Origin of the sequence: Rhizobium sp. 2MFCol3.1 (assembly GCF_000377565.1) — a bacterium.
GTDB lineage: Bacteria > Pseudomonadota > Alphaproteobacteria > Rhizobiales > Rhizobiaceae > Rhizobium.
In genome coordinates this window covers 1-23,560 of sequence record NZ_KB898387.1, presented here as the reverse complement: position 1 = coordinate 23,560, position 23,560 = coordinate 1, and the positions used below count along the sequence as shown (strand labels likewise).

The window sequence follows — 23,560 nt, the reverse complement described above, 5'->3', positions numbered from 1 at the left end:
TGCCACCGGAAGAAAATCGTGGCTGTTCAGCGATACCGTCGATGGAGCCAAAGCCAGCGCCGTGATCTACAGTCTCATGCTGACCTGCCGCGCCTGCGGCGTCGATCCGCTCGCCTGGCTGCGCCATGCGCTCACTGAGTTGCCTCAGCGCAAAGAAACTGCCGGCATTGGCGACCTGCTGCCGTTCAACTTCTCCAGAAACTCAGCCGCCTAATTAGCCGCATGTCGCTCTCAATGTAGCCGACCTGGCCCTAAAACAGCCGTCAACGCGCATGGAAAATCGCGCTTACGCACGCGCTGCCTCTGACGAAATTCAAGATTGACCGGAGTTTCGTAACAAACCTGCACCAAAGTCCCTCAAGCTACAAAATTGTCAAATCGCTCCTGACCCTTAGTGCGGATATGGGGCTGGACTGCGTCATCGAAGGTGTTGAGACTGAGGAGGAGCTCGCGGCTATCTTAGCTTTAGGCGGCATCAGTGTTCAAGGCTATCTGTTTTCGCCTCCGCTACCGGAAGATCAGGTCATGGAATTCGCTACTCTGAATGGTCATGAATATCGCACAAGAGCAGGGTGACGGCCAACGAGGTGAAATGCTCTTCTTCGCAGAGGAGGCTCGTCTTACTCTCACGGACGGGCCATATCCAAATTAAGATCGAAAACACGGTGCCTGGTTTGCGTGTTACCCAATAAGCTTCCGTCGGATCGCCTCGGCCACGGCATGCGTTCGATTTTTTGAGTCCAGTTTGCGTGTCGCGATCTTGAGGTAGGTATTCACGGTCTCCGTCTTATAGCCACTTTTAAGGCCGATTTGCTCACTCGTCATGCCGAGGCTACTCAGGCGCAGACATAGCAGCTCGCCCTCCGTCAATTTGAGTGTCTGCGCCGCAAAACGCTGCATCAGTTCCTTTGTGAGCTCGAAATGCATCACAGGAGATAGAACCTTCAAGGCATCGATTTCGTCTGCAGAAAATGGCGTACCTCGTGTCACTGTAACGGCCGCGAACATGAGTTCGCCGCGCCGCAACGGAAAGAAAACTCGATGGTGGATATCGTGGAACTCGAGAAGCCGCGCGAGCCTATCCGTCAACGGGTATTGCCTTCGCGCCTCCGCGTCGATCACCGGATCTAACGAATTCCGGCCGACAATGTACAAGGGGTCGGTGAGATGATGCCTCTCGGCGATGTACGCGTCAATAAAGCTAAGTGGGAAATCCGTGTCAATTGACCGGTAGGCCCCGATCTGAAATGGGGGTAAGTCGAGCCCACTAACGGCGATCCGATCGAACTGAACGGCAAGACGCATGCGAGCGATAAAGGCGTTTTCCCGCAGCGGTCTAATCGGCGGGACCGACCGCATATCGACAAACTCAGTTTCGTTGGTCACATCGAGCATGGCGGCTGATCAATTTACATTTTATTGAGCACGATTCAAAAAGGTGATAATTACGAACTTGAACTAGCATTCTCCCGCTATGCGTGCAAGTGGAAGAATTCTTTGAGGTCGGATCACAATACGGCCAGTTTAGTGCGGCAGAATTCATCTGCGTGATGTGATTGGATAAGGAGGACGCGCATTTGGATGACGTGTCCCGCTCGGTATCGTTTACGTTTGGCGATGCGGATGAAGCATCTAAGTTTTTGAGTACATCGTACGCTCCAGTTTCATTGCAGCCGCATGCGCGGAGCTCCTTCGATTTCACGGTGTCAGCGACGCTTTCGAACGGGATTAAGATTTGCAGGTCGGATAGCAATAACGGCGTGCATTTCAGCAGTACTGGCTACTTCGACGGATTTACTTTTTCATCGATGATGGTAGGGGCGTCCCGCGTTATCGCAGTTCACCATGAGCTCGAAGTAGCCAGGGGGCACGGTCTGGCCATTGATGCTGAGACGGTCACTCAGCTTTCTATTTCAAAGCAATCCGACTTCAGCAGTGTCGCTATCTTCACTCAGGACATCCAAGCCCATCTGCGTGATAAGATCTCAGATGATACCACAGCGCGCATTCGACTCTTCAATGGTGCTCCGGGCGCCAACTTCTTTTCCCGTTGCCGTCTGATCTGCGATGCAATTCATACAGGTTGCAGACCAGGAGGGACACTGATGACAAGCCCGATCGCGCTATCACGTCTGGAGGAGCGGCTTGTCGAGCTTGTGCTGCATGGTGTTCCGCACAGTTATTCGTCCAAGCTCGGGTCGACATGAACCTTCCGCCAAAGATTGCGCTTGCGGCGGCAGACCACATGCTTGCCCGCGCCCACCTGCCGATTACAACAGCGCATTTCGCAAAAGATCTGGGAGTTGGCATGCGCTCTCTGCAACTGGCGTTCCAACGATCGGGGGGCGACAGGACCTGATGATTGGAACCGGACTGCCGATAAGGGGCGTGGCGCGGAAATGGGGCTTTGCTTTGTCTGGCGAATTCGCCCGTCTCTACCGTTCCATATGGTGCGTCGGTATCGCATGTCGATCTGAGGGTTGTGTCTTGTCCCAAATGCCAGAGAGCGAACGATACCCGCAAAGGATAGCGTAAGTTGGATCGCCACGACCCTTCGCACGTTACGGATGCTATATTCCCAAGAAAACCCACGTACCGCGCCAACAATCATACAATTTAACCAAAAATTGACGTTCCGCTCTCAATTCTTGGACTGTCGACGGGGCCGATGCCTTGCCGTTTCAAGGGAGGTAGCAATGAGCATGCTGTTTAAGTCTGGCGCCGATCGCATTCTTTCGGCTCTCGATCGCACACTCGCCATCATCGAGTTTGATTGCGAGGGAATTGTACTGAAAGCCAATGAGAACTTCTGTCGCGTACTGGGCTACGACCTTCGCGAAATTGTCGGCAAGCATCACAGCCTGTTCGTCGATCAGGACGAGGTGAAATCGCCGGAGTACCGCCAATTCTGGTCGAACCTGGCGAATGGTAAGCCCGATCAACGTCAATACAAGCGCATAGCAAAAGGCGGACGCGAAGTCTGGATCGAAGCGTCCTACAACCCCGTGATGCGCGCAAATCGGGTCGAAAAGATCATCAAGTTTGCGACTGACATCACAGCAATCAAACTTAAGGCGGCCGAGGACGGTGGCAAGCTGGCCGCCTTGAGCCGGGCACAAGCGATTATCGAGTTCACGCCATCAGGTGAAATTCTTACCGCCAACGAAATATTTCTCGCGACGCTGGGTTATCGCATGGAGGAGATCGTTGGTAAACACCATGCGGTGTTCTGCGACCCGGCCTATGCCGCAAGTACGGACTATCAACGTTTCTGGCAAGAACTTGGGGCGGGGCGTCACCAGACCGCCGAATTCCAACGAGTTGCCAAAGGCGGCCGCCGGGTCTATATCCAAGCGTCCTACAATCCTATTCTCGACATGAACGGACGCGTCTTTAAGGTGGTCAAATTCGCGACTGATGTAACCGGCCGGGTCGAGAACGTTATCGAATTGGCTACGGGACTTCGCAAGCTTGCGGCGGGCGATCTCGACCACTCACTAGACCTACCGTTCATTCCGTCGCTGGACTCCATTAGAGTTGATTTTAACGACACGGTTGGCAAGCTATCATCTGCCATGGCTACCGTCGCCACCAATGCCAAGGCAATCTCCGAGAGTTCCGCAAACATCCAGTCGAACACTGACAGTCTGGCGAGACGGACCGAGCAGCAGGCTGCTTCCGTGGAAGAAACCGCTGCTGCACTCGAGGAGGTTACCACGACTGTCGCTGATTCAAGTCATCGCGCGGCCGAAGCGGGTCGCCTAGTGGCTAGGGCGAAGGCGAATGCCGAACACTCAGGCGAGATCGTAGGGCGAGCGGTGATGGCGATGGACGGGATCGCGCGTTCATCGAGTGCGATTTCTTCGATCATCAGCGTTATTGACGGCATCGCGTTTCAAACGAACCTATTGGCGCTCAATGCCGGGGTGGAAGCAGCCAGGGCCGGAGACGCCGGCAAGGGGTTTGCAGTCGTCGCCCAGGAAGTGCGCGAGCTTGCACAACGCTCCGCTAGCGCCGCCAAAGAGATTTCGTCCCTCATCACCGCTTCCGCAGGTGAAGTGGCCGACGGTGTCAAATTGGTGAATGAAACCGGTGAGGCACTGGTACGGATAGCCAACGAAGTGCAGGAGATCGACGGACACGTTATTGCGATCGTGCAGGCTGCGCAGGAACAATCGACCGCATTGAAGGAGATCAATCAAGCAGTAAACTCCATCGATCAGGGCACTCAACAGAACGCTGCGATGGTGGAGGAGTCTAACGCGGCAAGCCACGCGCTTGCCGGAGATGCACGCGGCCTCTTCGAGCTGGTTGGTCAATTCCGGACCTCTCAATCGGGTAAGCTTGAGCCCGCGCGATCGCCGACGGTCGTCGCTATCCGGACAACGCCCCCTCGGCGGGCCCGGCCTTCCACAGCGGCCTTGGCCGCCTCGTGGGAAGAGTTCTGACGGCGAACCCGGTGCGAGGAATAGGGATAGCGACGATGAGACACGAACCCGGCAGCGCAAAGCAACCAGACGAAATCGATGTGGAGGTGGGCCGTCGCCTTCGACTTCAACGAAAACTTCTCGGCCTGACGCAAATGGGCTTGGCCGCTGGACTTGGTATAACCTTCCAGCAGGTTCAGAAGTACGAGCGCGGTACGAATCGAATCGGTGCCAGCCGCCTTGCCGAAGTCGCGCGAATCTTGAAGGTCGAGGTCTCGTACTTCTTCAACGACACCCGCATGATCGGCGACGTTGGCGTGGATGTGCCTGAGGATTTAGCGAGCTTTGTGGCAACAAAGGAAGGCATCTCCCTCAACCGTTATTTTCATAAAATATTGGATGATCCAACCAGAAGACGCATAATCAGCCTTATTCAGGCGATCGCTGAGGCTGACAAATGAGCTAGTCGCCGCCAAACGAATTCGATAGGTCGATTAACGGGACATCCGCTGCGAGCGTGGACCAACCGTTAGAAAGACTGTGAATGCCTGCGGCGCGTCGCTGAAGAGACATTTGTCGCGTCCGTCTGTCACCCGAAAAGCTGTGTGACGAAGGTCTTGTCGGCCTAGGCTCGGGATTTCGGTATTGCGCCGTCCCAGTCAAGCAGAAAGACGAAGACCGCAGCAGCGCCGTCATGGTGCCGGTGAGCGCATTATCAGGTGAATGTGTAAACTGGCCTAGGAGCACGTTTGCGAGATTGCGGTCGCGTTATAAACACGACCGCACTTCACATCTATCGAGCTGGCTGCATGGGTCCACTCATGCGGTCGAGAACCTGCGAGAGTATGTCTGCGCAAGCTTTCACCGGTTCGTCATCGGCGCATTTGATGTCGATAACTTTTGCACCGTCCTCTATGCGAAAGTGTGCGGCCTTGGAGGGCGGGGGAGGTGGCGCAGGGCGTTGACCTCGCGGCCCCATGTCGCCTTCAGGACCGATTGGCGGAGGCCCGGCGCGGTCCGCGTCGACATGTCCCGGTCCGCCAGGAGCTGGCGGTGGTGGAGCTGGGGTTTGTTGTGCCATTGCTGTCCCAGCGAGGGCGGTCATGAGAAGGATTGGAAGTACATATTTTCTCATCTTATGGATGTCCTTGTTTCGGTTTAAGCGGCATAGCTCGCTCCCGGGCACTGTCTTCGACAATAACCAGGTTGATATCACGTGGAGCGTCGCAGATCGTGCAAAGCGTCCTTGGACCTTTCCGGCCGATTGTCCGGAACCGGATGTGGCATCGAGCTTTCTCCTGTCGCGCACGGCTCAAACCTTAAATGTCCTCTCTTTGACCTCGCCTGAACACATCGGTTCAGTTTCAGTTAAGGTAATCCTGGGTCGAAATGATCGCATTGCTAAAGGTAGAGGTAAATGCACTGCGTTCGCATGATCCCCCTTCCAATATCGGCGACGTGGCGTATCTACACGGTAGGGCACGGTGCCCTTCGCATAAGGCAAACATGTTCAAACCTTCTGTAAACACGTTGTTCGGCCGTGCCCGCAGTGAGTTCCGTCAAAGTGCCAGTGTGATAATCGCGGCCGTCATTTTCATTACCTTGGCAGCAGTCGCGGCTTCATTTTACATTTCGCAGCGTGAGCGTCAGGCACAGCAATCCATCGCACACACCATCGGTAACGAAAGACACCTGTCCCAGCTTCAGTCGCTATTGCAAGACGCCGAGATTGGACAGCGAGGGTTCCTTCTCACCAATGATCGCTCTTATCTCGAACCTTATGAGGTCGCGACACGGGCCGTGACTGGAACGCTTGACGCTTTGAGCGAAGGTGTATCGGATAACAGCCGTCAGGATGGCAACGTTGCAGTACTGCGATCAATGATCGCTCAGAAGCTGTCCGAACTGCGCCAGAGCATCGCCCGTCAGAGTGAGGGCGATAACAGTGGCGCTCTCGCAATCATGCGGACCGGCCAAGGCAAGATGCTGATGGACGGTGTGCGTGAAACACTCAAGACGATGAGGGCCGCGGAAGGGAGAAAACTGGCCGAGCGCGTGTCGGAAGCGAGGAGCGCTGACAGACGGATGGAGATGGTCGTTTTTGTCCTTGCCTTGGTGACAGCGGTTTTCGCCATCCTGGCAATACGCTCAACAACGCGGCGGGCTCGATCGGCAGAGTTAACGCGCGATGAGCTCTTGTCGCGGCTCGACAGGCGACTGCTTGCAATAATGGCGGCAGACATCGCTGGTTATAGTAAGCTGATGGAAGGGGACGAGACCGCGACTCTGGCTCGCCTGCAAATGGTCCGCGATTTGATTGACCCAATCATCGAGAGCCACGCTGGCACGATTGTGACGACTGCGGGCGACAGCGTGCTTGCCGCGTTCAGTAGCGCGCTCTCTGCGATTGACTGCGCTCTTGAGATCCAGCGCGAGATGGCAAATGCGCACTCGGCTTCCCACGATACCGAGCGTCTTCTTTTTCGAATTGGCATCAATGTTGGTGACGTGGTCGTACAGAATGGCGATGTCTTTGGAGATACGGTGAACGTTGCAGCACGGCTGGAGGCGATCGCCGAGCCAGGAGGGATTTGTATCTCACGTACGGTGCGCGACCATGTCAGGAAGCAGCGGACGCTGATCTTCGATGATCTCGGCTTTAAGCAAATGAAGAATATTGCTCAGCCAGTAAGCGCCTTCCGGGTGCGCGAACATCCGTCACAGGGGTAGCAAGTGCGGCGGAAGAAATGCCGCCAAAAAGGTCAGCACGCTAAGGCGTGAATGCCAGTGCAGCCAAAGACAGCGCCAGGGCAGGGGTCATGACGAGCACTCCAAGCTTCAGGAACTGTATTCCGGTCACGGATATCCCTTCTCGGCGAAGCGCTGAGAGCCAGAGTATCGTCGCAAGTGAACCGGTTACGGAAAGATTTGGTCCCAGGTCGACACCGATCAAGACGGCACCGGCGACCTTATCTGCGACGTGGGCCGCCTGGACGGCACTTCCAGCAAACAAACCTGCTGGCAGGTTGTTCACCAGATTGGATATCAGCGCGACGAGAGTGCCTGAGACCGCGACGGCTTGAGTTTCCGAACGGATACTGAGATGTTGCAGAGCATCGGCGAGCGCTGCCGTAACGCCAGTTCGATTGACTGCTTCGACCACGACGAATAGGCCCGCCACTAGCGGCAGTACGCTCCAGCTCACGCCTCTAATAACTGCAACCGGGCTCTCCCTGACGACAGTGAGTACGAGTGCCGCGGTGCAGACCCCGGCAAGAAACGTCGGAAGGCCAAGATCGACATGGACAGCAGATGCCGCGACAAGGAGCATCGCGGTGACGATCAGCCCTGTGCCAGCTAGCTTTGCGGACGTCTTCAACTCAGGTCTTGCGATCTGCGGTGCGATTTCCTCATTGGCGAGCGAGCTTCGTTGCGTCCAGTAAAGGACGATGAAGGTCACGGCGATCGACGCAATAGAGGGCAGCATGAATGTCGCTAGCCAACGAGACAGTGGCGGCATTTCTCCACCTGCAAATATCACGAGGTTCGCTGGGTTCGAAATCGGCAGAAGGAAGCTTGCCGCGTTCGCGATGAATGCGCATATGAAAAGATATGGAAGAGGATTCTTCACCTGCGCGGCTCGGCAAGCAGCGTAAACAGCCGGAGTAAGCACGACTGCGGTCGCGTCGTTCGAGAGCAGTCCAGTCACCAGGATACCGATGATGTAGACCAGAACGAATAGACGCTTAGGCGACCCCTTCGCCTGTGAGGTCGCAATCGCGGCGATCCAGTCGAATAGGCCTTCCTTGCGAGCCAGTTCCGAGAGAAGCATCATGCCGACAAGAAACAGGTAGACGTCCGTGCCCTTCAGTACGCCCGCCCAGCCGTCTTCAGGCGACAGGATACCGAGCGTGACGATGAGCAAAGCCGCACAAACTGCCCACACTGCCTCTGGCAGACGGAAGGGGCGGACTACAACTCCGGCAGCGGTTGCCGCTGCAATCGCAAACGTCAAAATCGAATTGTTCATGAGGACCTAAAGAGATATGTGGCTTCTGTTGTCAAGCTGCCGGACGAGTCTCGGTCACGGGAACGATCAGCCGATCTTCTTTCCCACGCAACTTATCCAGCAACAGATAGATAACGGGCGTCGTATAAAGTGTCAGCAGTTGGCTGACCAGTAGCCCACCGACAATGGCGTAGCCGAGCGGCTGGCGCAGTTCCGACCCCGATCCGTGGCCAAGGGCTAGCGGGACGCCACCAAGCAATGCCGCCATCGTCGTCATCAGGATTGGCCGAAACCGCATGCGTGCAGCCTTCACGATAGCATCCTGGCTGCTGAGGTTTTCCTCTCGTTCGACCTGTATGGCGAAATCGACCAGCATGATGCCGTTCTTTTTGACGATGCCGATCAACAAAATGGCGCCAATCATCGCAACCAGCCCGAAGTCGAATCCCGCTAGGTCCAACGCCAGCAAGGCTCCAAGACCCGCTGAAGGCAGGGTGGAGAGGATAGTCAGCGGGTGGACGAGACTCTCGTATAGAACGCCTAGAATGATGTAGACGACGATCAGAGAGGCGAGGATGAGAAGTGGTATGGCCGCCAGCGAATCCTTGAACGCCTTGGCGCTGCCGGAAAAGCTTGTCTGAAGGGACGAAGGCGGATGCATTTCGGCAACCGCATTCTCAATCGCTGCTGTTGCTTGCCCAAGTGCCACTGTCGGTGCGAGGTTAAAGGACACTGTCACCGCAGGCGACTGTCCCTGATGTGAAATCGAAACAGGAGCCACCCCGTCAGTCGACCAATGGGCGACAACGGACAACGGCACGAGGGTCCCGTCGTTGGCGCGGACAGAAAGTCTATCAAGCGTTGCCAGGTCGCGCTGCAAGTTTGGCAGGACCTCCAGGATCACGCGAAACGTGTCTGTCTGTGTTGAGTAAGAGGCCACTTGGCGCTGTCCGAAGGCGTCGTAAAGGGTGTCGTCTATAGTCGAAGGCAGGACGCCATAGAGCGTCGCGGCGGCGCGATCGATTTTGACGGACAGGTTCGGCGCTTCCGCCTGCTGGTCAGTGCCTACATCGCGCAACTCTGACAGACCTTGCAGCTTTGCGGTTATCTTCGTCGCCCAGTCTGCAAGTTCCTGAATGTTTGCGTCCTGAAGCGTGAACTGATATTGCGTCTTTGCTGGACGAGCTCCGATGTTAATATCTTGGGCCGACTGCATGAAGAGCTTGATGCCTTGCTGGGCATTGAGCGCGGTGCTCAAGCGAGCAATGACCTCCTTGGCGCTCGCATCCCGCTCTTCCAGTGGTTTCAGGGTGATATTGACGTGTCCCTGGTTCATCGCGTTGCCGCCATTGCCGCCACCAATATCCATGAATACGCTATATACGGCCGGATCCTTCATGACGATCGCGCTGACCCGCTCCTGAAGCTTTGCCATTTCGGCGAACGAGATGTCTGGTGACGCCTGAGACAGACCGCCGATAAATCCGGTGTCCTGCTCCGGAAAGAAGCCCTTCGGGATTACGAGGAACAGGAATGCTGTAAGTGCGATTGTTGCGAGGAAGAACGAAAATGTCAGGTATTTAAACCGAATGACGGGCTGCAGGCTGCGGACATACAGGTTTGTGATGGATTCGAAGAAGGCCTCCCCCGCCCTGTAAAGCCGTCCATGACTTGTCTTCTCGACATTGCGAATGAAGCGTGATGCCAACATAGGCGTCAGCGTCAGCGAGACGACCGCAGAAATGATGATGGCGACAGTCAAGGTAACCGCAAACTCGCGGAACATTCTACCGACGATGCCGCCCATCAGAAGTATGGGAATGAGGACGGCGATAAGCGAAAGGCTGATCGAGACGATAGTAAATCCGATTTCGCGTGCCCCGGTCCGGGCGGCCTCCGACGGCTCCATACCGTCCTCGATGTGGCGGGTTATGTTCTCTAACATGACGATCGCGTCATCAACGACAAAGCCGACTGCAACGACAAGGGCCATGAGCGATAGATTGTCTAGGCTGAAGCCTAGGACCCACATCGGTGCAAGCGAACCGGCGAGTGCAATTGGCAGGGTGACAGCTGGAATGATCGTGGCGCGCAGGTTTCGCAGGAAGAGGAAGATAACGACGACCACCAGTCCGATCGTCAGCATCAAGGTGAACTGCACATCCGCAACTGACGCGCGGATCGTTGTCGTCCTGTCGGTGACGAGTTCGAGTTTTATGGATTTCGGCAAGGATGCCTGAAGGGCAGGGAGTTGCTCCTTCACCGCCTCGACGACGGCGATGACGTTTGCACCGGGTTGGCGGAATACATCGAGAGCAATACCGCGCTGTCCATTCGTCCAGTGTGCCATTTTGTTGTCTTCGGCGCCGTCGACTGCCTGACCGATATCGCGAATGCGCACCGGACCTCCGTTGCGATAGGCGATGACTGCATCGTTCCATTCCGCACTGCTTCCGATCTGGTCGTTGGTATAGATCGGGAAGGTCCGGGTCGGGTCGTCTATGTTGCCTTTCGGCGCGCTGAGGCTCAGTCCTCCGATGGCCGACCTAACATCCTCGAGTGTCACGTTCGCCTGAGCAAGCCGTCCGGGGTCGACGGCGATCCGGATCGCAGGCTTCTGCTTCCCACCGATGTTGACATAGGCGACACCAGAGACCTGCCCGATCTTCGAGGCGACGTTCCGCTCAATGTATTCGTCAAGCTGCGGGAGCGTCAGCGTGTCCGAGGTTGCTGAAAGCTGCATGATCGGCGCATCGGCCGGGTTGACCTTCCTGACGGTCGGAAGCGCAGTCATATCCTTCGGAAGCTGTCCGGCCGCCTCGCTGATCGCGGTTTGAACGTCACTCGCCGCAGTCTGGATGTCCTGATCAAGTCCGAACTGTACGGTGATCGACGTAGTTCCGAGAGAACTGTTGGAGGTCATCTCCGATATGCCGCTGACACGCGAAAGCGCCTCCTCAATTGGTTGCGCGACGCTCGATGCCATTGTTTCGGGCGACGCGCCAGGAAGGCTGGCGGCGATTTGAACCGTTGGGAAGTCGATTTGCGGCAATGCCGAGACGGGCATGAACGGATAGCAGATGACCCCTACCAGGAAGATACCGCTCATGATCAGCCCGGTCGCGACGGGGTGCATGATGAAGAAATCGAAAAAGCCGGATGCAGAAGTCCTCTTGGTGCTGCGGACATCCTCGCTCATGGCGTAGCCTCTCCGGCAAGCTCACCTGTCTGGGACCCCGTCCATGGCGTGACTGCGACTTTGTCGCCGTCACCAATTCGCGACTGGCCATCCATCACGACTTGGTCGCCATCGGCAATTCCCTCTGTAACAAGAGCTCTGGCATCAGTCACAAACGCTGTCTTGACAAGCCGCTTCGCCACTGTCCCGCCGGAGACTACAACATAGGCGTAGAGCCCGTCGCGGCCGCGAGCGAGGGCTTTGTCGGGAACAACCACGCCCTCACGTTTCTCGACTGTCAGTATCGTCGCAACAGGCAGCCCGGGCCACAGTGCGCCCTCTTTGTTGTCGAATGTCGCCTTTAGGTGGATTGATCCATTCGATCCATCGACAGCATTGTCCATCGTCGTCAAACGCCCTGTTGCGAGGGTGCGTGAGCCATCCGTTGCCACGAGCGTAACCTCGGCCACACCCTTGGTCAGGGACTGCCGGATTTCCGAGAAGCGATCGCCAGGTGCTACGAACGAAACTCCAATTGGATCCATCTGTGTGATCGTCACGATCCCGTCCGTTGAGCTCGCGCTGATAACGCTACCGACATCGACCTGTCTGAAACCGATCCGGCCAGACAGGGGCGCAGTTATTGTCGCAAATCCGAGCTGCGTCTCGGCGTTCTTTATCATGGCGTCATCGTATTGAACGGCTGCTGCATACTCCTGGCTCAACGCGGTCTTCTGTTCAAGCGTGGACGCCGAGGCAACACCTTTTTGGGCAAGGCTAGCATAGCGCTCTGCATCGGTCCTGGCACTGTTCAACTGTGCTAGGTCCTGGGCCTTCTTGGCTCGCGCGGAAGCAAGAGCAGCCGTCAATTCTCGATCGTCGAGGGTCACCAGCACGTCCCCTTTCTTGACAACCTGGCCTTCCAGGAAGGAAATCCCTGTGACCTGGCCATCTATGCGGGGGCGCACAACGACTGACTGAAGCGCCGCTACGGTTCCGATGCCGTTGATCACGCGGGCAATCGTTTGCGTGCGCGCAGTTACTGCGGTGACGGGGACTGCGGTGACGGGGCCCGGGGAAGACTGTTCGGCGGCGGCAGTCATCGGAACGGCTGCGCTAAGCCATATTGATGCCGCGGGCAGCGCGAGGCGCCACGGACAGGCAGGCAGGTTGAACCATGGTTTCTTCATGCATGCCACTCCGTTGAAATCGCCATATAACGCGCGGCTAATGTTTTAGTTCAACGGTGATCTGCGGGCATTCGCCTTCACGTCTCCTGTGACGCCAACCGTCTGCCATCGGGCGCCATGCGGCGGCGGGGCGGGCGGTGGTCCAAGGTTCTCTGTTTTGCCTTCGCCGAACGATGTAGCTCGCGTTCAGGGAGGCGCGATCTTAGCCACTCTCTACCCCTGTTCCTCTTATTGAATGGCGACAGCTGTGGACGAGAGCGCCACGGCGGCGAACGGGTAGCAGACATCAGGACGTGCGCTGCTTTTTGGTTTTCTTCCAACGGTTGCCGGAGGCGTTGCAATCGAAACGCTGCAAACCCCTACGACGTCAACCTCGGTTGCCGCACTACCCTTAGGAAAAGGGTCTTCATGGCGTCAGCGATACCGTCGGTCGGTGTGACCTCGAAGTAGAGGCCGGGCGAAGCGCATTCGGCCATCTTTGTCGATATCTGGCTCTGAAACGGTGATATCCAGGTGTTGTACCAACTGTTTGTGGGAAGCGGCAGGTAAGTCGTGTACAGAACGGCGATTTTGATGCCGCGTGCCTTGAGTGGGGCGCAGAAGCTTGTATCGATCGGCTCCTGACAGCGACCGCCGGTGGTCTTCTTCGTACATATGGAAGGCTTATAGCTATCGCCGACCCCGTCGGCCACGAAGAATAGTACCTTTTGGGGGTCTGCAGACGTGCTCCCAGTGCCAGGCGCTGTGATAATCGTATTCATCTGAGTTAAAGCGCTGTCGAAGCTCGTTGTCTGGTCATTGTTGTAGCCTTGATTTGGGATCGTCATCAGGTCTACTGCATCGGTGTAAGAACGGACTTGATCCAAGTCGTAGGTGGGATTGGAAATGGTTGTCAGCTTGGCATCCTCGGCTTTGGTGCCAAAGGTGTACACGCCCATGCGAAATTGATTGCTAGCGACGCGTGTGGTCTTCGCAGTCGTAGTCAGTTGTTGGGTTGCCTGGCGAACCGTGTCGATGCGCATCGTCACACCAAGGGACTTTGCGAGATTGTAGTAGCTCTTGTTTCCGCTCGCGATGTCATGACAGGCAAAAGCGCAGCTGTCGGACGTGTTTGCCTGCATCTTTGCGACATCGGCAGGCGTTGCGCCGACGCCCATCGAAGGCGTGTTGTCGATGAGGATGTAGAAGTCCATGAAAGAGGCAGTAAGGAATTCAGCGCTTGCCGTTCCCGAAACATCAACGCTATTTTTGCCGAAGATGCTCATGAAGGTCGTGGGGACCGAAGCCCTGAAAGTTATATTCGAGGTGACCCGGTTAAGGTTTCGGGTCACGGTGGCTGTAAGGCTAACAGGAAGAGAAAGAGCCTCGCCAGACATCTGGCCGGAGAACAGGTTGCGCGCTTCGCTTTCTCCAACGGCAATTGAGCCGTCGCCTGACATTGTCATGGCTTGGCTGACCGCGGCAGACTTCTCTGCGACAGCACCCACAGCTGCTGCATCGGCGGCATTATAGAGCTGCGTGCGTATCTCAACTGCGTGCGAAAAGTCTATTGCCACTCCGGCCGCGCCGATCATCGGCACCAACAAAATTGCTGTCAGTATGCCGAAATTGCCCGCACGACAGTTACTAAAGCGAGTCACAATGGATTTCATTTTTTGGCGATACCGATTGACCGATAGACCAGTTCTAGCGATTGCGGCTTAAATCGACGCTAACCCACGTGGTAAAATAAATTCAAACACTTACACCTGTCGCGGGAGCCTGTTACCGGCGACACCCTCTAGTCGATGAAAGTCAAAACGACGCGTTAGCGAATGACCTGAGCTCAGACCGTCTCCCGCGCAAAAGGTCGGATATCCTTCAATCCATCGGTTGCGAGATGCAGCTTACGAGCCGTCTAGGACCTCGATAGGATCTTGGCCAGCCCATCGACGGTAAACGGTTTCGGCAACTGACGGGCGTCGCTAATTCCAGAAGCGGACTTGGCGCTTTCGTCGCCGCTGGCAAACACGATGCGTATCGCGGGCCAGCGGTCCCGGACCTGTCGAGCAAGATCAATGCCAGACATGCCAGGTAATCCGACATCTGTAAGAAGAACGTCGATGCCTTCTTTTTCCAACACCAAAAGGGCGTCTTGACCCGAGCCCGCCTCATGAACAATATAGCCGAGCTCGCTCACCATATCGACCGTCGACATTAGGATCAAAGGTTCGTCTTCCACGACAAGAACCCTTGCAGTGTCCGTGCCACCTTGCTGTGGCGCTGGATCAGGCGCTTGCTGGTGTCGCTCGCGCCCCTCAGCAGTGATCTGGTGTTGCCGCGCGTTGCCCAGAACGTGCCGGATTTTACGGGCAAGTGCTTCGCGAGTGTATGGCTTCGATAGCAGTTCGACGCCCGCGTCGAGCCTGCCGCCGTGGACGATCGAGTTCTCCGTGTAACCGGACGTATACAACACGGCCAGTCCCGGAAGCATTGCCTTGGCCTTTCTCACGAGTTCCGTGCTTCGCATTGGGCCGGGCATCACGACATCGGTGAAAAGCAAATCGATCGGCATGCCGCTATTGATAATTGCAAATGCCGCTTGTGCGTCATGGGCCTTAAGAACGCGATATCCGAGATCAGTCAACAAGGCGACTGAGGTCTCCCGGACCCCGTCATCGTCTTCGACCACCAAAACAGTCTCACTCCCACCCTTCAAGGGAGCCGCATTTAAATTCGCCAACTCATCCTGGACCTGCATCGTCCTTGGCATGTAGAGTTTCATCGTCGTGCCATGGCCGACCTCGGTGTAGATTTTGAGATGCCCGCCGGACTGCTTCAGGAACCCGTAGACCATCGAGAGCCCTAAACCAGTTCCCTTCCCCTCGGACTTGGTGCTGAAGAACGGTTCGAGCACGTGATCGATAATATCGGCTGGTATTCCTGATCCTGTATCCGTCACTGCGACCAGTACATACTGACCGGGCCGAACGTCCTCGTGGATGCGGGCGTAGTCATCGTCGAGCACGGCGTTCGCTGTCTCGATCGTCAGCCGTCCGCGGCCGTCCATCGCGTCGCGTGCGTTGATCGCGAGGTTGAGGATTGCATTTTCCAACTGGCCGGGATCGATCAGTGTGTTCCACAACCCACCGGAGACCACGGTTTCGAGCTCGATCTCTTCGCCCAATGCGCGGCGAAGCATGTCGTCCATATTCTGGATAAGCTTGCGGCAATTGACGACCTTGGGCTCTAGCGGCTGGCGGCGCCCAAAGGCCAACAGTTGGGACGCCAGCTTTGCGCCTCGGGCGACGCCGGCCAGAGCATTGTTTAAGCGCTGCTCCGCCCTTGCGTTGCCATCGATGTCTTTGGATAAGAGCTGCAGATTGCCGCTGACGACCTGGAGAAGATTATTGAAGTCATGGGCGACGCCGCCAGTGAGGTTGCCGAGCGCCTCCATCTTCTGCGCTTGCCGCAAAGCGATCTGGGCTGCTTCGCGCTCGACGGTTTCCTTTTCCAACTGCAGGAGCGCCGATCGCAGTTCGTGGGTACGCTGCTCGACGCGCTGCTCAAGGGTATGGTTGAGGCTTTGAAGCTGATCTTCCGCCCGCTTTTGATGCGTGACGTCGAACCCGTCGACAAATATGCCGGTAACGTTGCCACTGACATCCAGTATCGGCTGGTAGATCAGATTGATAAATCGCTCGTCGCTCTCCCCGTCGTCTTCACGTCGCAAAGTGACTTGAAGGTTTCGTCCAATGTAGGGCCTGCCCGACTGGAACACGCCATCGAGCAAGTCGAAGAAACCTTGTCCCTCAACCTCGGGCAAGGCATCCCTGACGCTGAGGCCCAGGAGTTGACGGTTGCCGACCAGCTGCATGTAGGCGTCGTTCACGAGCTCGAAGACATGATCTGGACCGCTGAGGATGCACATGAAACTTGGTGCCTGCTGGAACAGCTCTCGCATCCGGTCACGCTCGGCAGTGCGAACTTCGACCTCCGAGGATAGCTGGCGATTGAGCTGTTCAAGTGCAACCGCGGCTTGCTCACGCATCTCGGCGGCCTCGGACAATGCCGCCGCTCTTTGACGTTCTGTCTCGAATGCTTCAGCACTTGCCAGCCGCGAGGTGATCTGCCCTGCGATCAGCTTGAGAAAATCGAGATATGCGTCGTTTATGGCGCGATGGAGGTTCAGTCCGCTAATCAATATGCCCTTCGGCTTGCCACCACCTTGTCCGATCAGAGGGATGACCGCTGCCTGTTTTGGGGCTTTTGGCCAAGGTCCCGATGGAATGTCATCTCTTCCCGTCAGGTCGATCAGCTCGACGCTTTGCTCGTTCCACGCTCGGTTCAGCGTCCAGAAATCTGCGCCGCCGTCTATTTTCGCTGGCATTAATGAATTGTCATCTGAGGCACCGCATACCCATTGCCGTGTTGCGTGACCATGTTCATCGAAGAGATAAAGAGCACTGAAGGGAAGGTCCCGAAGGTTCTCCCTCAAAGCACAAAAAGAGGCGTCTATGACCTCTCGATGCGTATCGACTGCCGCAAGTCCCGACGCCAGTGCTCGCATCGTCGAGATGCGCCTTTCGCTGATTACCCGCTCGGTCTCCTCGGCCACAGCACAAAACACGCCTTCGACATCGCCGCTGTCACCGATCAGCGGGCTGTAGGAGAAAGTGTGGTAGGTCTCCTCGAGATAGCCGTTGCGCTCTAGCAGGAGAAGCAGCGCTCGGTCCCAGGTTGCTTGCCCGGTCTCATATACAGTGTCCAGGCGCCCTTTGATATCATCCCAGATTTCCGCCCAAAGGATCCTGGTTGGGACAGCGAGTGCATGAGGGTGCTTGTTTCCCAATGTCGGTCGGTAGGCATCGTTGTAGAAAAACGCGATTTCGGGCCCCCAACCGAGCCACATTTCGAATTTCGACGTCAGGAGAAGCCGCAACGCCACCTTCAAGGCCTCCGGCCATGTATCGGGCGACCCGAGTGGGCTGTTTGCCCAATCATGTTGGCGCATCATCTGCGCCATTTCGCCCTCGCCAACGAACACATCCAGGTACTGATCAGAGTTTTTTTGCGGCATGGCATTTCCAGGCAATGATTGCGAAGCTGAATTAGGCCATTGATAACGCTTGTCGAGCCCGCGGTCCTAAATTCTGACCAGTTTTTGCTTCTGGTGTAAGAGATCGGCCATCGGCCAGGTGGTCTCGCAGCCCGAATGAAGCTCCTTTGGACCCAGACAAGCTCTCAATTTGGCCGGTATTGCGTCGTCGATCAGGTCGTCGATGACGGCACGTTCGCGATGGAGGGAAGGGATAAGCGCTTTGGGCACTCCCCGTCGATATAGCCTGACCGTCTAGCAACTCTCTTCCAAGTGCGGCCTCCGACTGGGACGGGGTGAAGACAGCGTTTGCCGCAATGCCCGGCGTCGATGGTCGCTTCGAAAACGATTTGCGTATTTTGGCGAGCCCCGCCGGTGCGCGATGGCTTTGCGCACGACGGCAGGGTAACAAAGAAGACGCCGCCATCACGATCGGCCTTTTCCTCAACAAGACGGTCGCAAGTAGACGAAGCTGGGACATGAGCTCCTCGTCAACGACGATGAGCTATCGCGTCAACAACGTGCTTCGCGATTGTGGTCGGTTTGACGACACCATGTAGCGGTGGACCGAGACAACGCATAACGACGACGAGGCACGATATCCGGTAGGCAAGGATCCGAGCGTGTCATGATCCTTTTTTAATAGCCTTTAAGGGTATCTAGGAATTGGGCGGCGGTTGCGACGATGTCTCTGCGCACGGCGTCGTCCATCCGATCCCACGTCGCATACTGCCTTGCGAGGCGCCTGTTGTCCGACAATAGGCCGCGATTGCGCGAGAGGAAGTCCCAGTAAAGGTAATTGAATGGACAGGCTTTGGGCCCAGTTCGATCCTTCACGTTGAAGCTACAACTGTCACAGTAGTCAGACATTTTTGAAATGTAGTTTCCGGACGCGGCATATGGCTTCGTGCCGACAGTACCGCCGTCGGCAAACTGGCTCATTCCGATCACGTTGGGCATTTCGACCCACTCATAGGCGTCGGCGTAGACCTCCAGATACCACTGATGCACCTGTTTCGGATTGACTCCAGCAATCAGCGCGAAGTTGCCGGTTATCATCAGACGTTGGATGTGGTGCGCGTAGGCGTTCGAACGAGTTTCTCCGACGACCGTCGCGACGCAATTCATGTCTGTCGCTCCCGTCCAATAGAAATCGGGCAGGGGTCGTTTGTTGCCGAAGAAGTTCGCATCGCCATAGTCCGGCATCTTCATCCAGTAGACGCCTCGCATGTACTCGCGCCATCCGATGATTTGTCTGATGAAACCCTCCACCGCACTCAGCGGCGCGTTGCCTTCAAGGTATGCCCTTTCTGCCCGCCGGCACATGTCTAGCGGATCGACCAGTCCCACGTTGATGTAAAAGGACAGAAGAGAGTGGTTGAGAAACGGATCTCCTGTCAGCATCGCGTCCTGGGTGGCGCCAAATTCTGAGAGGTGGCCGTCTATGAAATCTTCCACAAGAAGTGAGGCGTCTTCAGAGCTAACCGCAAAATGGAAGTCGCGTAGTTCGCCAAAATTATCGGGGAACAGCCTATCGACGACGTCTATGACCTCTCGGGTTATTGCGTCCTTGTCGATCGCGCGGCGTTGTGGACGGAACATATCTGGGCGCGCGGGCTTTCTGTTTTCTGAATCAAAGTTCCACCGTCCTCCGACAGGCTGGTCGCCCTCCATCAATAGTCCGGTCTTGCGTCGCATCTGGCGATAGAAGAACTCCATGACGAGGTCCTTACGCCCTCTCGCCCAATCGGCAAACTCTGAACGACTGCAGATAAACCTGCGATCGTCGATGACCTCGATCGGCGTTTCGAGAGAAGATTGCCACCGGGTGATCTTTTCCAGAACGCGCCACTCGCCAGGCTCAGTCAGTCGAATTCTTGTCGGAGAAGAGTGTCCGATTGCCCGACGAAGCTCGTCGTCAAAAGACCCCGCATTATCCGGATCGTCAATCGGGACGTATCGAACACGAAAGCCCTTATCCCGCAGTTCTTGCGCGAAGTGCCGCATAGCGCTGAAGATGAACGCTATCTTCTTCTTGTGATGGCGTGCGTATGTTGCCTCTTCCATGACCTCGCACATGAAGATGACATCATTGTCAGGATCAAATCCGTCTAAACTGGATATAGAATGAGACAGCTGGTCGCCTAGAATAAAGACCATCGTGCCGATTGCGTGGCTCTCGCCCATGACGCTAGCCCCGCACGTTACTGAAGATGCGCGCCTGGAGTGAAGCGTCCGTCTGCAGGACTCCCCTGAAAGTTGTCGTTAATGTTTTAGATCCGATTTTTGCGACGCCACGCATTGACATGCACATATGCTCGGCCTCGACGAGCACGGCGACACCGTACGGCTGCAACGACCCTTCGAGAGCGTCCGCAATCTGACTGGTCATACGCTCCTGAGCTTGCAGGCGCCGGGCATATAATTCGACGAGGCGGGCAATCTTTGAAAGGCCGACTACGCGCTTGCTCGGGACATATGCCACATGGGCGACGCCGCGGAATGGTAGTATGTGATGCTCGCAATGTGAAAAAAACGGAATATCGCGGACAAGCACGGCATCGTTGTACCCCCCGACCTCTTCAAATGTTGTGCTAAGAACATTACGTGGCTGTTCCTGGTATCCAGAAAAAAGCTCACGGAACGCCCTGGCAACACGAGCGGGGGTGTCTTTCAGGCCTTCCCGATTGGGGTCATCACCTGCCCAGGCGAGAAGGACGCGCACCGCGTTTTGAGCGTCTTCCACTGTCGGTCGCTGTGCGTCTTGCTCGGAAGCCATATTGATCTGATCCATTCCATCTCTCCTTACGAGCAGTGCTACGCGAAGAACTACAAGTTGGATCGACGCAATTGTCTGCAAGGACTTATTGATCCGATCGAGATTTGAAGCGTAAAAACAAAGAACGTCCAAAGAGTGGCGACCATGTTGGCAGCAGCAGTTAGAAGGCAATCACCTCGCGTCTTTGCGGTGAAGCAGATGATGGAAACATCGAGGTCTGAAACAGTCCAGAACAGGATGACAAGGCTTATGGCCGCCGTCGCAGAGATGCGCGACGCTGCGGCCTTCGAGGACATCTACGCTTACATGTTCCCGCGTCTCAGATCGCACATGAGGAAGATGACCAAAGATCGAACCATGGCGGACGAACTCACTCAGGAGGTCATGCTTTCAGTCTGGCGCAAGGCGCACTTGTACGATCCGAACCGAGCGCAGGTATCAACGTGGATCTTCAGGATTGCGCGAAATCTCTACATCGATACGTTGCGCCGCCGTATGCCAGAGTTTGACGAAAATGATCCGGCATTTGTTCCGGAAGAGGCACCGTCGGCAGATCGTTTGCTGGTGGATGCTCAGGACGCAGACGCGCTAAGACGAGCTCTTGGGCAATTGAAGGAGGAGCATCTCGAAGTCTTGCGTCTGTCATATTTCGAGGAGATGCCGCACTCGGCGATAGCCTCTGCATTGGGGATACCGCTTGGAACAGTTAAGTCAAGAATTCGAATGGCCTGTGAGAAACTAAGATGGGTATTGCAGCATACAACCCGATGACCCGACATCATATCGACGATGAAATGCTGATGCGCTACGCAGCGGGAAAGCTCACAGAGGGATGGGGCGTCGCCGTCGCAACGCATCTTGCGCTATGCCCGTCATGCCGCAGCAGCCTGGGCGTCTACGAAGCGTTAGGCGGCCATTTTCTGGACAGCGAAAATCCACAAAGCGATGACGAGGTCATTGCGCGCAGCTGGAAGCAGTTGAAGGCCCGAATTGATGCCGGAGAGATCGGTAAGGTCATCCCTCTCAGGCGGCCTGCCGGTAATGCCCTCTTACCGGAACCGCTTAGATCATACGTCGACCAGGCAGGTGGACTTGCTTGGCGTCGGATAGGGGCTGGAGGTGCAGCCCAGATGATTGTGCCTACGGGCGACGAAACGACAACTGCACGACTGTTGCGTATTCCGAAGGGACAACCCGTGCCAGAGCACACACACAACGGGGTTGAGCTTACGCTGGTCCTAGCTGGATCGTTCTCAGACGAGATTTCAACATTCCGCCGAGGAGACGTCGAAATGGCGGACACGGAGATTATTCACACCCCACGTGCCGGTGAAGAGGAGGATTGCATTTGTCTGGCCGTCACCGATGCCCCGCTAAGATTTTCAAGCAGGCTTATGCGGTTCCTCCAGCCTTGGTTGAAAATATGAGCGCCGAACATCGGAGGAAACGGACTGTCGTCTAGAGTTTGATGGCGGCAATGTGACGAGTTCTGTCAATCTCGACGGGACGTTGTCGTGACCTTGAACCCAAGGATCTCCGTAACAGGTGGATACAACCAAGAAGAGTAGGGCAAAAGCATATTTCTTGTTGCATCAATTGCGCTTGCCGTCGCCCTAGCAGCTCGAGAAGCTGCCAAGGTCACCGGACCGAACGAACATGCCCCAGAAGAATCCAACAAGGGCAATGGTTCCCACGGGTCGTGTCCTAGTTCATCAAAGAGCGCCACGGCGAATGCTATTTAATGTTTTGCAGCGATCCGGTGTTCAGGGCGGTGGATATAGCTTATCAACTTTAGCATGTGTTGGTAATCATTCACTCACCAGGTCGCCTTCCTTTGCCTGATCTCAAAGACGTCGTTCCGGATGTTGCCGATCGTTTCGCTTAAGCCGCCGGGCCGGATGTCGCAGTTGGATTGTTTGGGCCAGCGACATGAATGACGACTGGACTCTACTGTCGGCGGTTCCCATATCATCGAGGCGGGTTGCATTTACTCAGGCAAGTTTGGGGGCGGAATGCGGCCGGTCGTTCCGACAATGCGGTGGCAGCATCGCGCGCGAACTTGTGTCGGCACCGCAGGTGGCAGCGCCTAGGCCCGTGACACGCGGGCCTAGATAATTGCTTGCTTTGTGCCGGTCTCGATGACCTTGCCGACGTACATCATGATGACTTGGTCGGAGACTTGGTGCGCGCTAGCGAGGCCTGGGCTAAGAACAGCGTTGCGGGATTGCGCTCGCGCCGCAGCTTTGCCAGCAAGGGCGCACATTAGCGACCAGCCTGAGCGGGAAACTCAAGCTTTGTGACATCATAGCCGAGTTCGCTCGCCTTGCGGATCATCACCTTCAGTTTTGCTTTCGATGGGATGGCCCGCGCGTAGATCCAGAGGTTCCGCATTTCAGGATCGGCACTAATGAACCACGTTTTGTCGGGGGATTTGTAAAGAACCCAGTAGTTGAACACGATGAAGAAGGGATATCGGACGCGCATCTTGCCATTGCCGTGCCCGAGATCGACGATCCTTCCATCGCCATTGACAGTCTTCAGCCGTCCGCCAGGAGTGCCGACGTGACAACCGTCTTCCACCTGGACCGCGCCTGGCATTTTTCCGGGCTTGTAGGTTGAATAGCCCGCAACACAGCCATCAGTCAGCCACATAGGCCGACGGCCGATCTCGAGCCATGTCCCATGATAATGGTCCATACCCACTGCAATCGGACGCGGCTCGACTGAGGCCGAGAGGGCTGGGCTGGATAAAGACATCCATGCGACCGCCGCGGCAAAACACCAACGAGAAATTTTCTGCATACCAAGCTCCCATTTGTTCACGCTTTTGTTTGATCGGATGGGCTTCAAGTCCGCGATATCCCCGCATAGCGAAGAGCGATAAAGGCCAACAGGCTGGC

The 23,560-nt window shown here is 56.1% G+C and carries 16 protein-coding genes and 1 pseudogene; 8 read left to right on the top strand and 9 right to left on the bottom strand.

The window, feature by feature from the left end; translation table 11 throughout:
- Both D460_RS0131890 and D460_RS35740 read left to right on the top strand, forming a co-directional pair.
- Positions 1-214, top strand: a 214-nt coding sequence (locus D460_RS0131890; protein WP_018902679.1) for a transposase domain-containing protein, incomplete at its 5' end; no start/stop codon positions are given.
- A gap of 77 nt (positions 215-291) precedes the next feature.
- Positions 292-576 (top strand): annotated as a pseudogene (locus D460_RS35740) (EAL domain-containing protein); the annotation flags it as partial.
- Positions 577-681: 105 nt separating this feature from the next.
- Here the strand turns inward: D460_RS35740 and D460_RS0131880 are convergent.
- Positions 682-1,395 (bottom strand): LuxR C-terminal-related transcriptional regulator, encoded by a 714-nt coding sequence (locus tag D460_RS0131880; protein ID WP_018902678.1) that lies wholly within the window; start codon positions 1,393-1,395, stop codon positions 682-684.
- Between the two features lie 191 nt (positions 1,396-1,586).
- Between D460_RS0131880 and D460_RS0131875 the strand changes: the two genes are divergently transcribed.
- The 4 genes from D460_RS0131875 (at position 1,587) to D460_RS34735 (ending at position 7,157) form a co-directional block, all read left to right on the top strand.
- Positions 1,587-2,207 (top strand): hypothetical protein, encoded by a 621-nt coding sequence (locus tag D460_RS0131875; protein WP_245267858.1) that lies wholly within the window; start codon positions 1,587-1,589, stop codon positions 2,205-2,207.
- A gap of 489 nt (positions 2,208-2,696) precedes the next feature.
- Positions 2,697-4,448: a PAS domain-containing methyl-accepting chemotaxis protein gene (locus D460_RS0131870; protein ID WP_018902676.1), complete on the top strand. Its 1,752-nt coding sequence runs from the start codon at positions 2,697-2,699 to the stop codon at positions 4,446-4,448.
- Positions 4,449-4,483: 35 nt separating this feature from the next.
- On the top strand, positions 4,484-4,888 hold the full coding sequence (locus tag D460_RS0131865; RefSeq protein WP_018902675.1) for a helix-turn-helix transcriptional regulator: 405 nt from the start codon (positions 4,484-4,486) through the stop codon (positions 4,886-4,888).
- Positions 4,889-5,933: 1,045 nt separating this feature from the next.
- Positions 5,934-7,157, top strand: coding sequence for a CHASE3 domain-containing protein (locus tag D460_RS34735; protein WP_018902674.1), 1,224 nt, complete (start codon positions 5,934-5,936; stop codon positions 7,155-7,157).
- Between the two features lie 40 nt (positions 7,158-7,197).
- On the opposite strand, the gene D460_RS0131855 is transcribed toward D460_RS34735, so the two are convergent.
- The 7 genes from D460_RS0131855 to folE form a co-directional block, all read right to left on the bottom strand.
- Positions 7,198-8,457 carry an arsenic transporter gene (locus D460_RS0131855; protein WP_018902673.1) on the bottom strand — a complete coding sequence of 420 codons (1,260 nt, stop codon included), beginning with the start codon at positions 8,455-8,457 and terminating at the stop codon, positions 7,198-7,200.
- Between the two features lie 31 nt (positions 8,458-8,488).
- On the bottom strand, positions 8,489-11,635 hold the full coding sequence (locus tag D460_RS0131850; RefSeq protein WP_018902672.1) for an efflux RND transporter permease subunit: 3,147 nt from the start codon (positions 11,633-11,635) through the stop codon (positions 8,489-8,491).
- Positions 11,632-12,804 (bottom strand): efflux RND transporter periplasmic adaptor subunit, encoded by a 1,173-nt coding sequence (locus D460_RS0131845; protein WP_018902671.1) that lies wholly within the window; start codon positions 12,802-12,804, stop codon positions 11,632-11,634. The genes D460_RS0131850 and D460_RS0131845 overlap by 4 nt, the downstream gene beginning before the upstream one ends.
- A gap of 359 nt (positions 12,805-13,163) precedes the next feature.
- A complete protein-coding gene (locus D460_RS0131840) occupies positions 13,164-14,456 on the bottom strand; it encodes a pilus assembly protein TadG-related protein (protein ID WP_026283760.1) in 1,293 nt (430 codons plus the stop codon).
- Positions 14,457-14,701: 245 nt separating this feature from the next.
- On the bottom strand, positions 14,702-17,809 hold the full coding sequence (locus D460_RS0131835) for a response regulator (RefSeq protein ID WP_026283759.1): 3,108 nt from the start codon (positions 17,807-17,809) through the stop codon (positions 14,702-14,704).
- 711 nt (positions 17,810-18,520) lie between these two features.
- Positions 18,521-20,068: a cryptochrome/photolyase family protein gene (locus D460_RS0131820; protein ID WP_018902667.1), complete on the bottom strand. Its 1,548-nt coding sequence runs from the start codon at positions 20,066-20,068 to the stop codon at positions 18,521-18,523.
- 4 nt (positions 20,069-20,072) lie between these two features.
- Positions 20,073-20,675: a GTP cyclohydrolase I FolE gene (gene folE, locus D460_RS0131815; RefSeq protein WP_018902666.1), complete on the bottom strand. Its 603-nt coding sequence runs from the start codon at positions 20,673-20,675 to the stop codon at positions 20,073-20,075.
- 129 nt (positions 20,676-20,804) lie between these two features.
- Here folE and D460_RS0131810 point away from each other — a divergent pair, with 129 nt between their 5' ends.
- Positions 20,805-21,431, top strand: a complete 627-nt coding sequence (locus tag D460_RS0131810; RefSeq protein ID WP_245267857.1) for a sigma-70 family RNA polymerase sigma factor — start codon at positions 20,805-20,807, stop codon at positions 21,429-21,431.
- Complete coding sequence (locus D460_RS0131805; protein WP_245267856.1) at positions 21,404-22,087, top strand: ChrR family anti-sigma-E factor; 684 nt, start codon at positions 21,404-21,406, stop codon at positions 22,085-22,087. Before D460_RS0131810 ends, D460_RS0131805 begins: the two co-directional genes overlap by 28 nt.
- An 835-nt stretch (positions 22,088-22,922) precedes the next feature.
- On the opposite strand, the gene D460_RS0131795 is transcribed toward D460_RS0131805, so the two are convergent.
- Positions 22,923-23,417 (bottom strand): lipocalin family protein, encoded by a 495-nt coding sequence (locus tag D460_RS0131795; protein ID WP_051110855.1) that lies wholly within the window; start codon positions 23,415-23,417, stop codon positions 22,923-22,925.
- Positions 23,418-23,560: the final 143 nt, after the last annotated feature.

Coding starts and splice junctions, on each gene's coding strand:
- D460_RS0131820 (WP_018902667.1), bottom strand. CDS start 20,068: ATGGGCGAGAGCCACGCAATCGGCACGATGGTCTTTATTCTAGGCGAC.
- D460_RS0131865 (WP_018902675.1), top strand. CDS start 4,484: ATGAGACACGAACCCGGCAGCGCAAAGCAACCAGACGAAATCGATGTG.
- D460_RS0131855 (WP_018902673.1), bottom strand. CDS start 8,457: ATGAACAATTCGATTTTGACGTTTGCGATTGCAGCGGCAACCGCTGCC.
- D460_RS34735 (WP_018902674.1), top strand. CDS start 5,934: ATGTTCAAACCTTCTGTAAACACGTTGTTCGGCCGTGCCCGCAGTGAG.
- D460_RS0131840 (WP_026283760.1), bottom strand. CDS start 14,456: ATGAAATCCATTGTGACTCGCTTTAGTAACTGTCGTGCGGGCAATTTC.
- folE (WP_018902666.1), bottom strand. CDS start 20,675: ATGGATCAGATCAATATGGCTTCCGAGCAAGACGCACAGCGACCGACA.
- D460_RS0131810 (WP_245267857.1), top strand. CDS start 20,805: ATGTTGGCAGCAGCAGTTAGAAGGCAATCACCTCGCGTCTTTGCGGTG.
- D460_RS0131870 (WP_018902676.1), top strand. CDS start 2,697: ATGAGCATGCTGTTTAAGTCTGGCGCCGATCGCATTCTTTCGGCTCTC.
- D460_RS0131805 (WP_245267856.1), top strand. CDS start 21,404: ATGGGTATTGCAGCATACAACCCGATGACCCGACATCATATCGACGAT.
- D460_RS0131835 (WP_026283759.1), bottom strand. CDS start 17,809: ATGGCGCAGATGATGCGCCAACATGATTGGGCAAACAGCCCACTCGGG.
- D460_RS0131845 (WP_018902671.1), bottom strand. CDS start 12,804: ATGAAGAAACCATGGTTCAACCTGCCTGCCTGTCCGTGGCGCCTCGCG.
- D460_RS0131880 (WP_018902678.1), bottom strand. CDS start 1,395: ATGCTCGATGTGACCAACGAAACTGAGTTTGTCGATATGCGGTCGGTC.
- D460_RS0131795 (WP_051110855.1), bottom strand. CDS start 23,417: ATGTCTTTATCCAGCCCAGCCCTCTCGGCCTCAGTCGAGCCGCGTCCG.
- D460_RS0131850 (WP_018902672.1), bottom strand. CDS start 11,635: ATGAGCGAGGATGTCCGCAGCACCAAGAGGACTTCTGCATCCGGCTTT.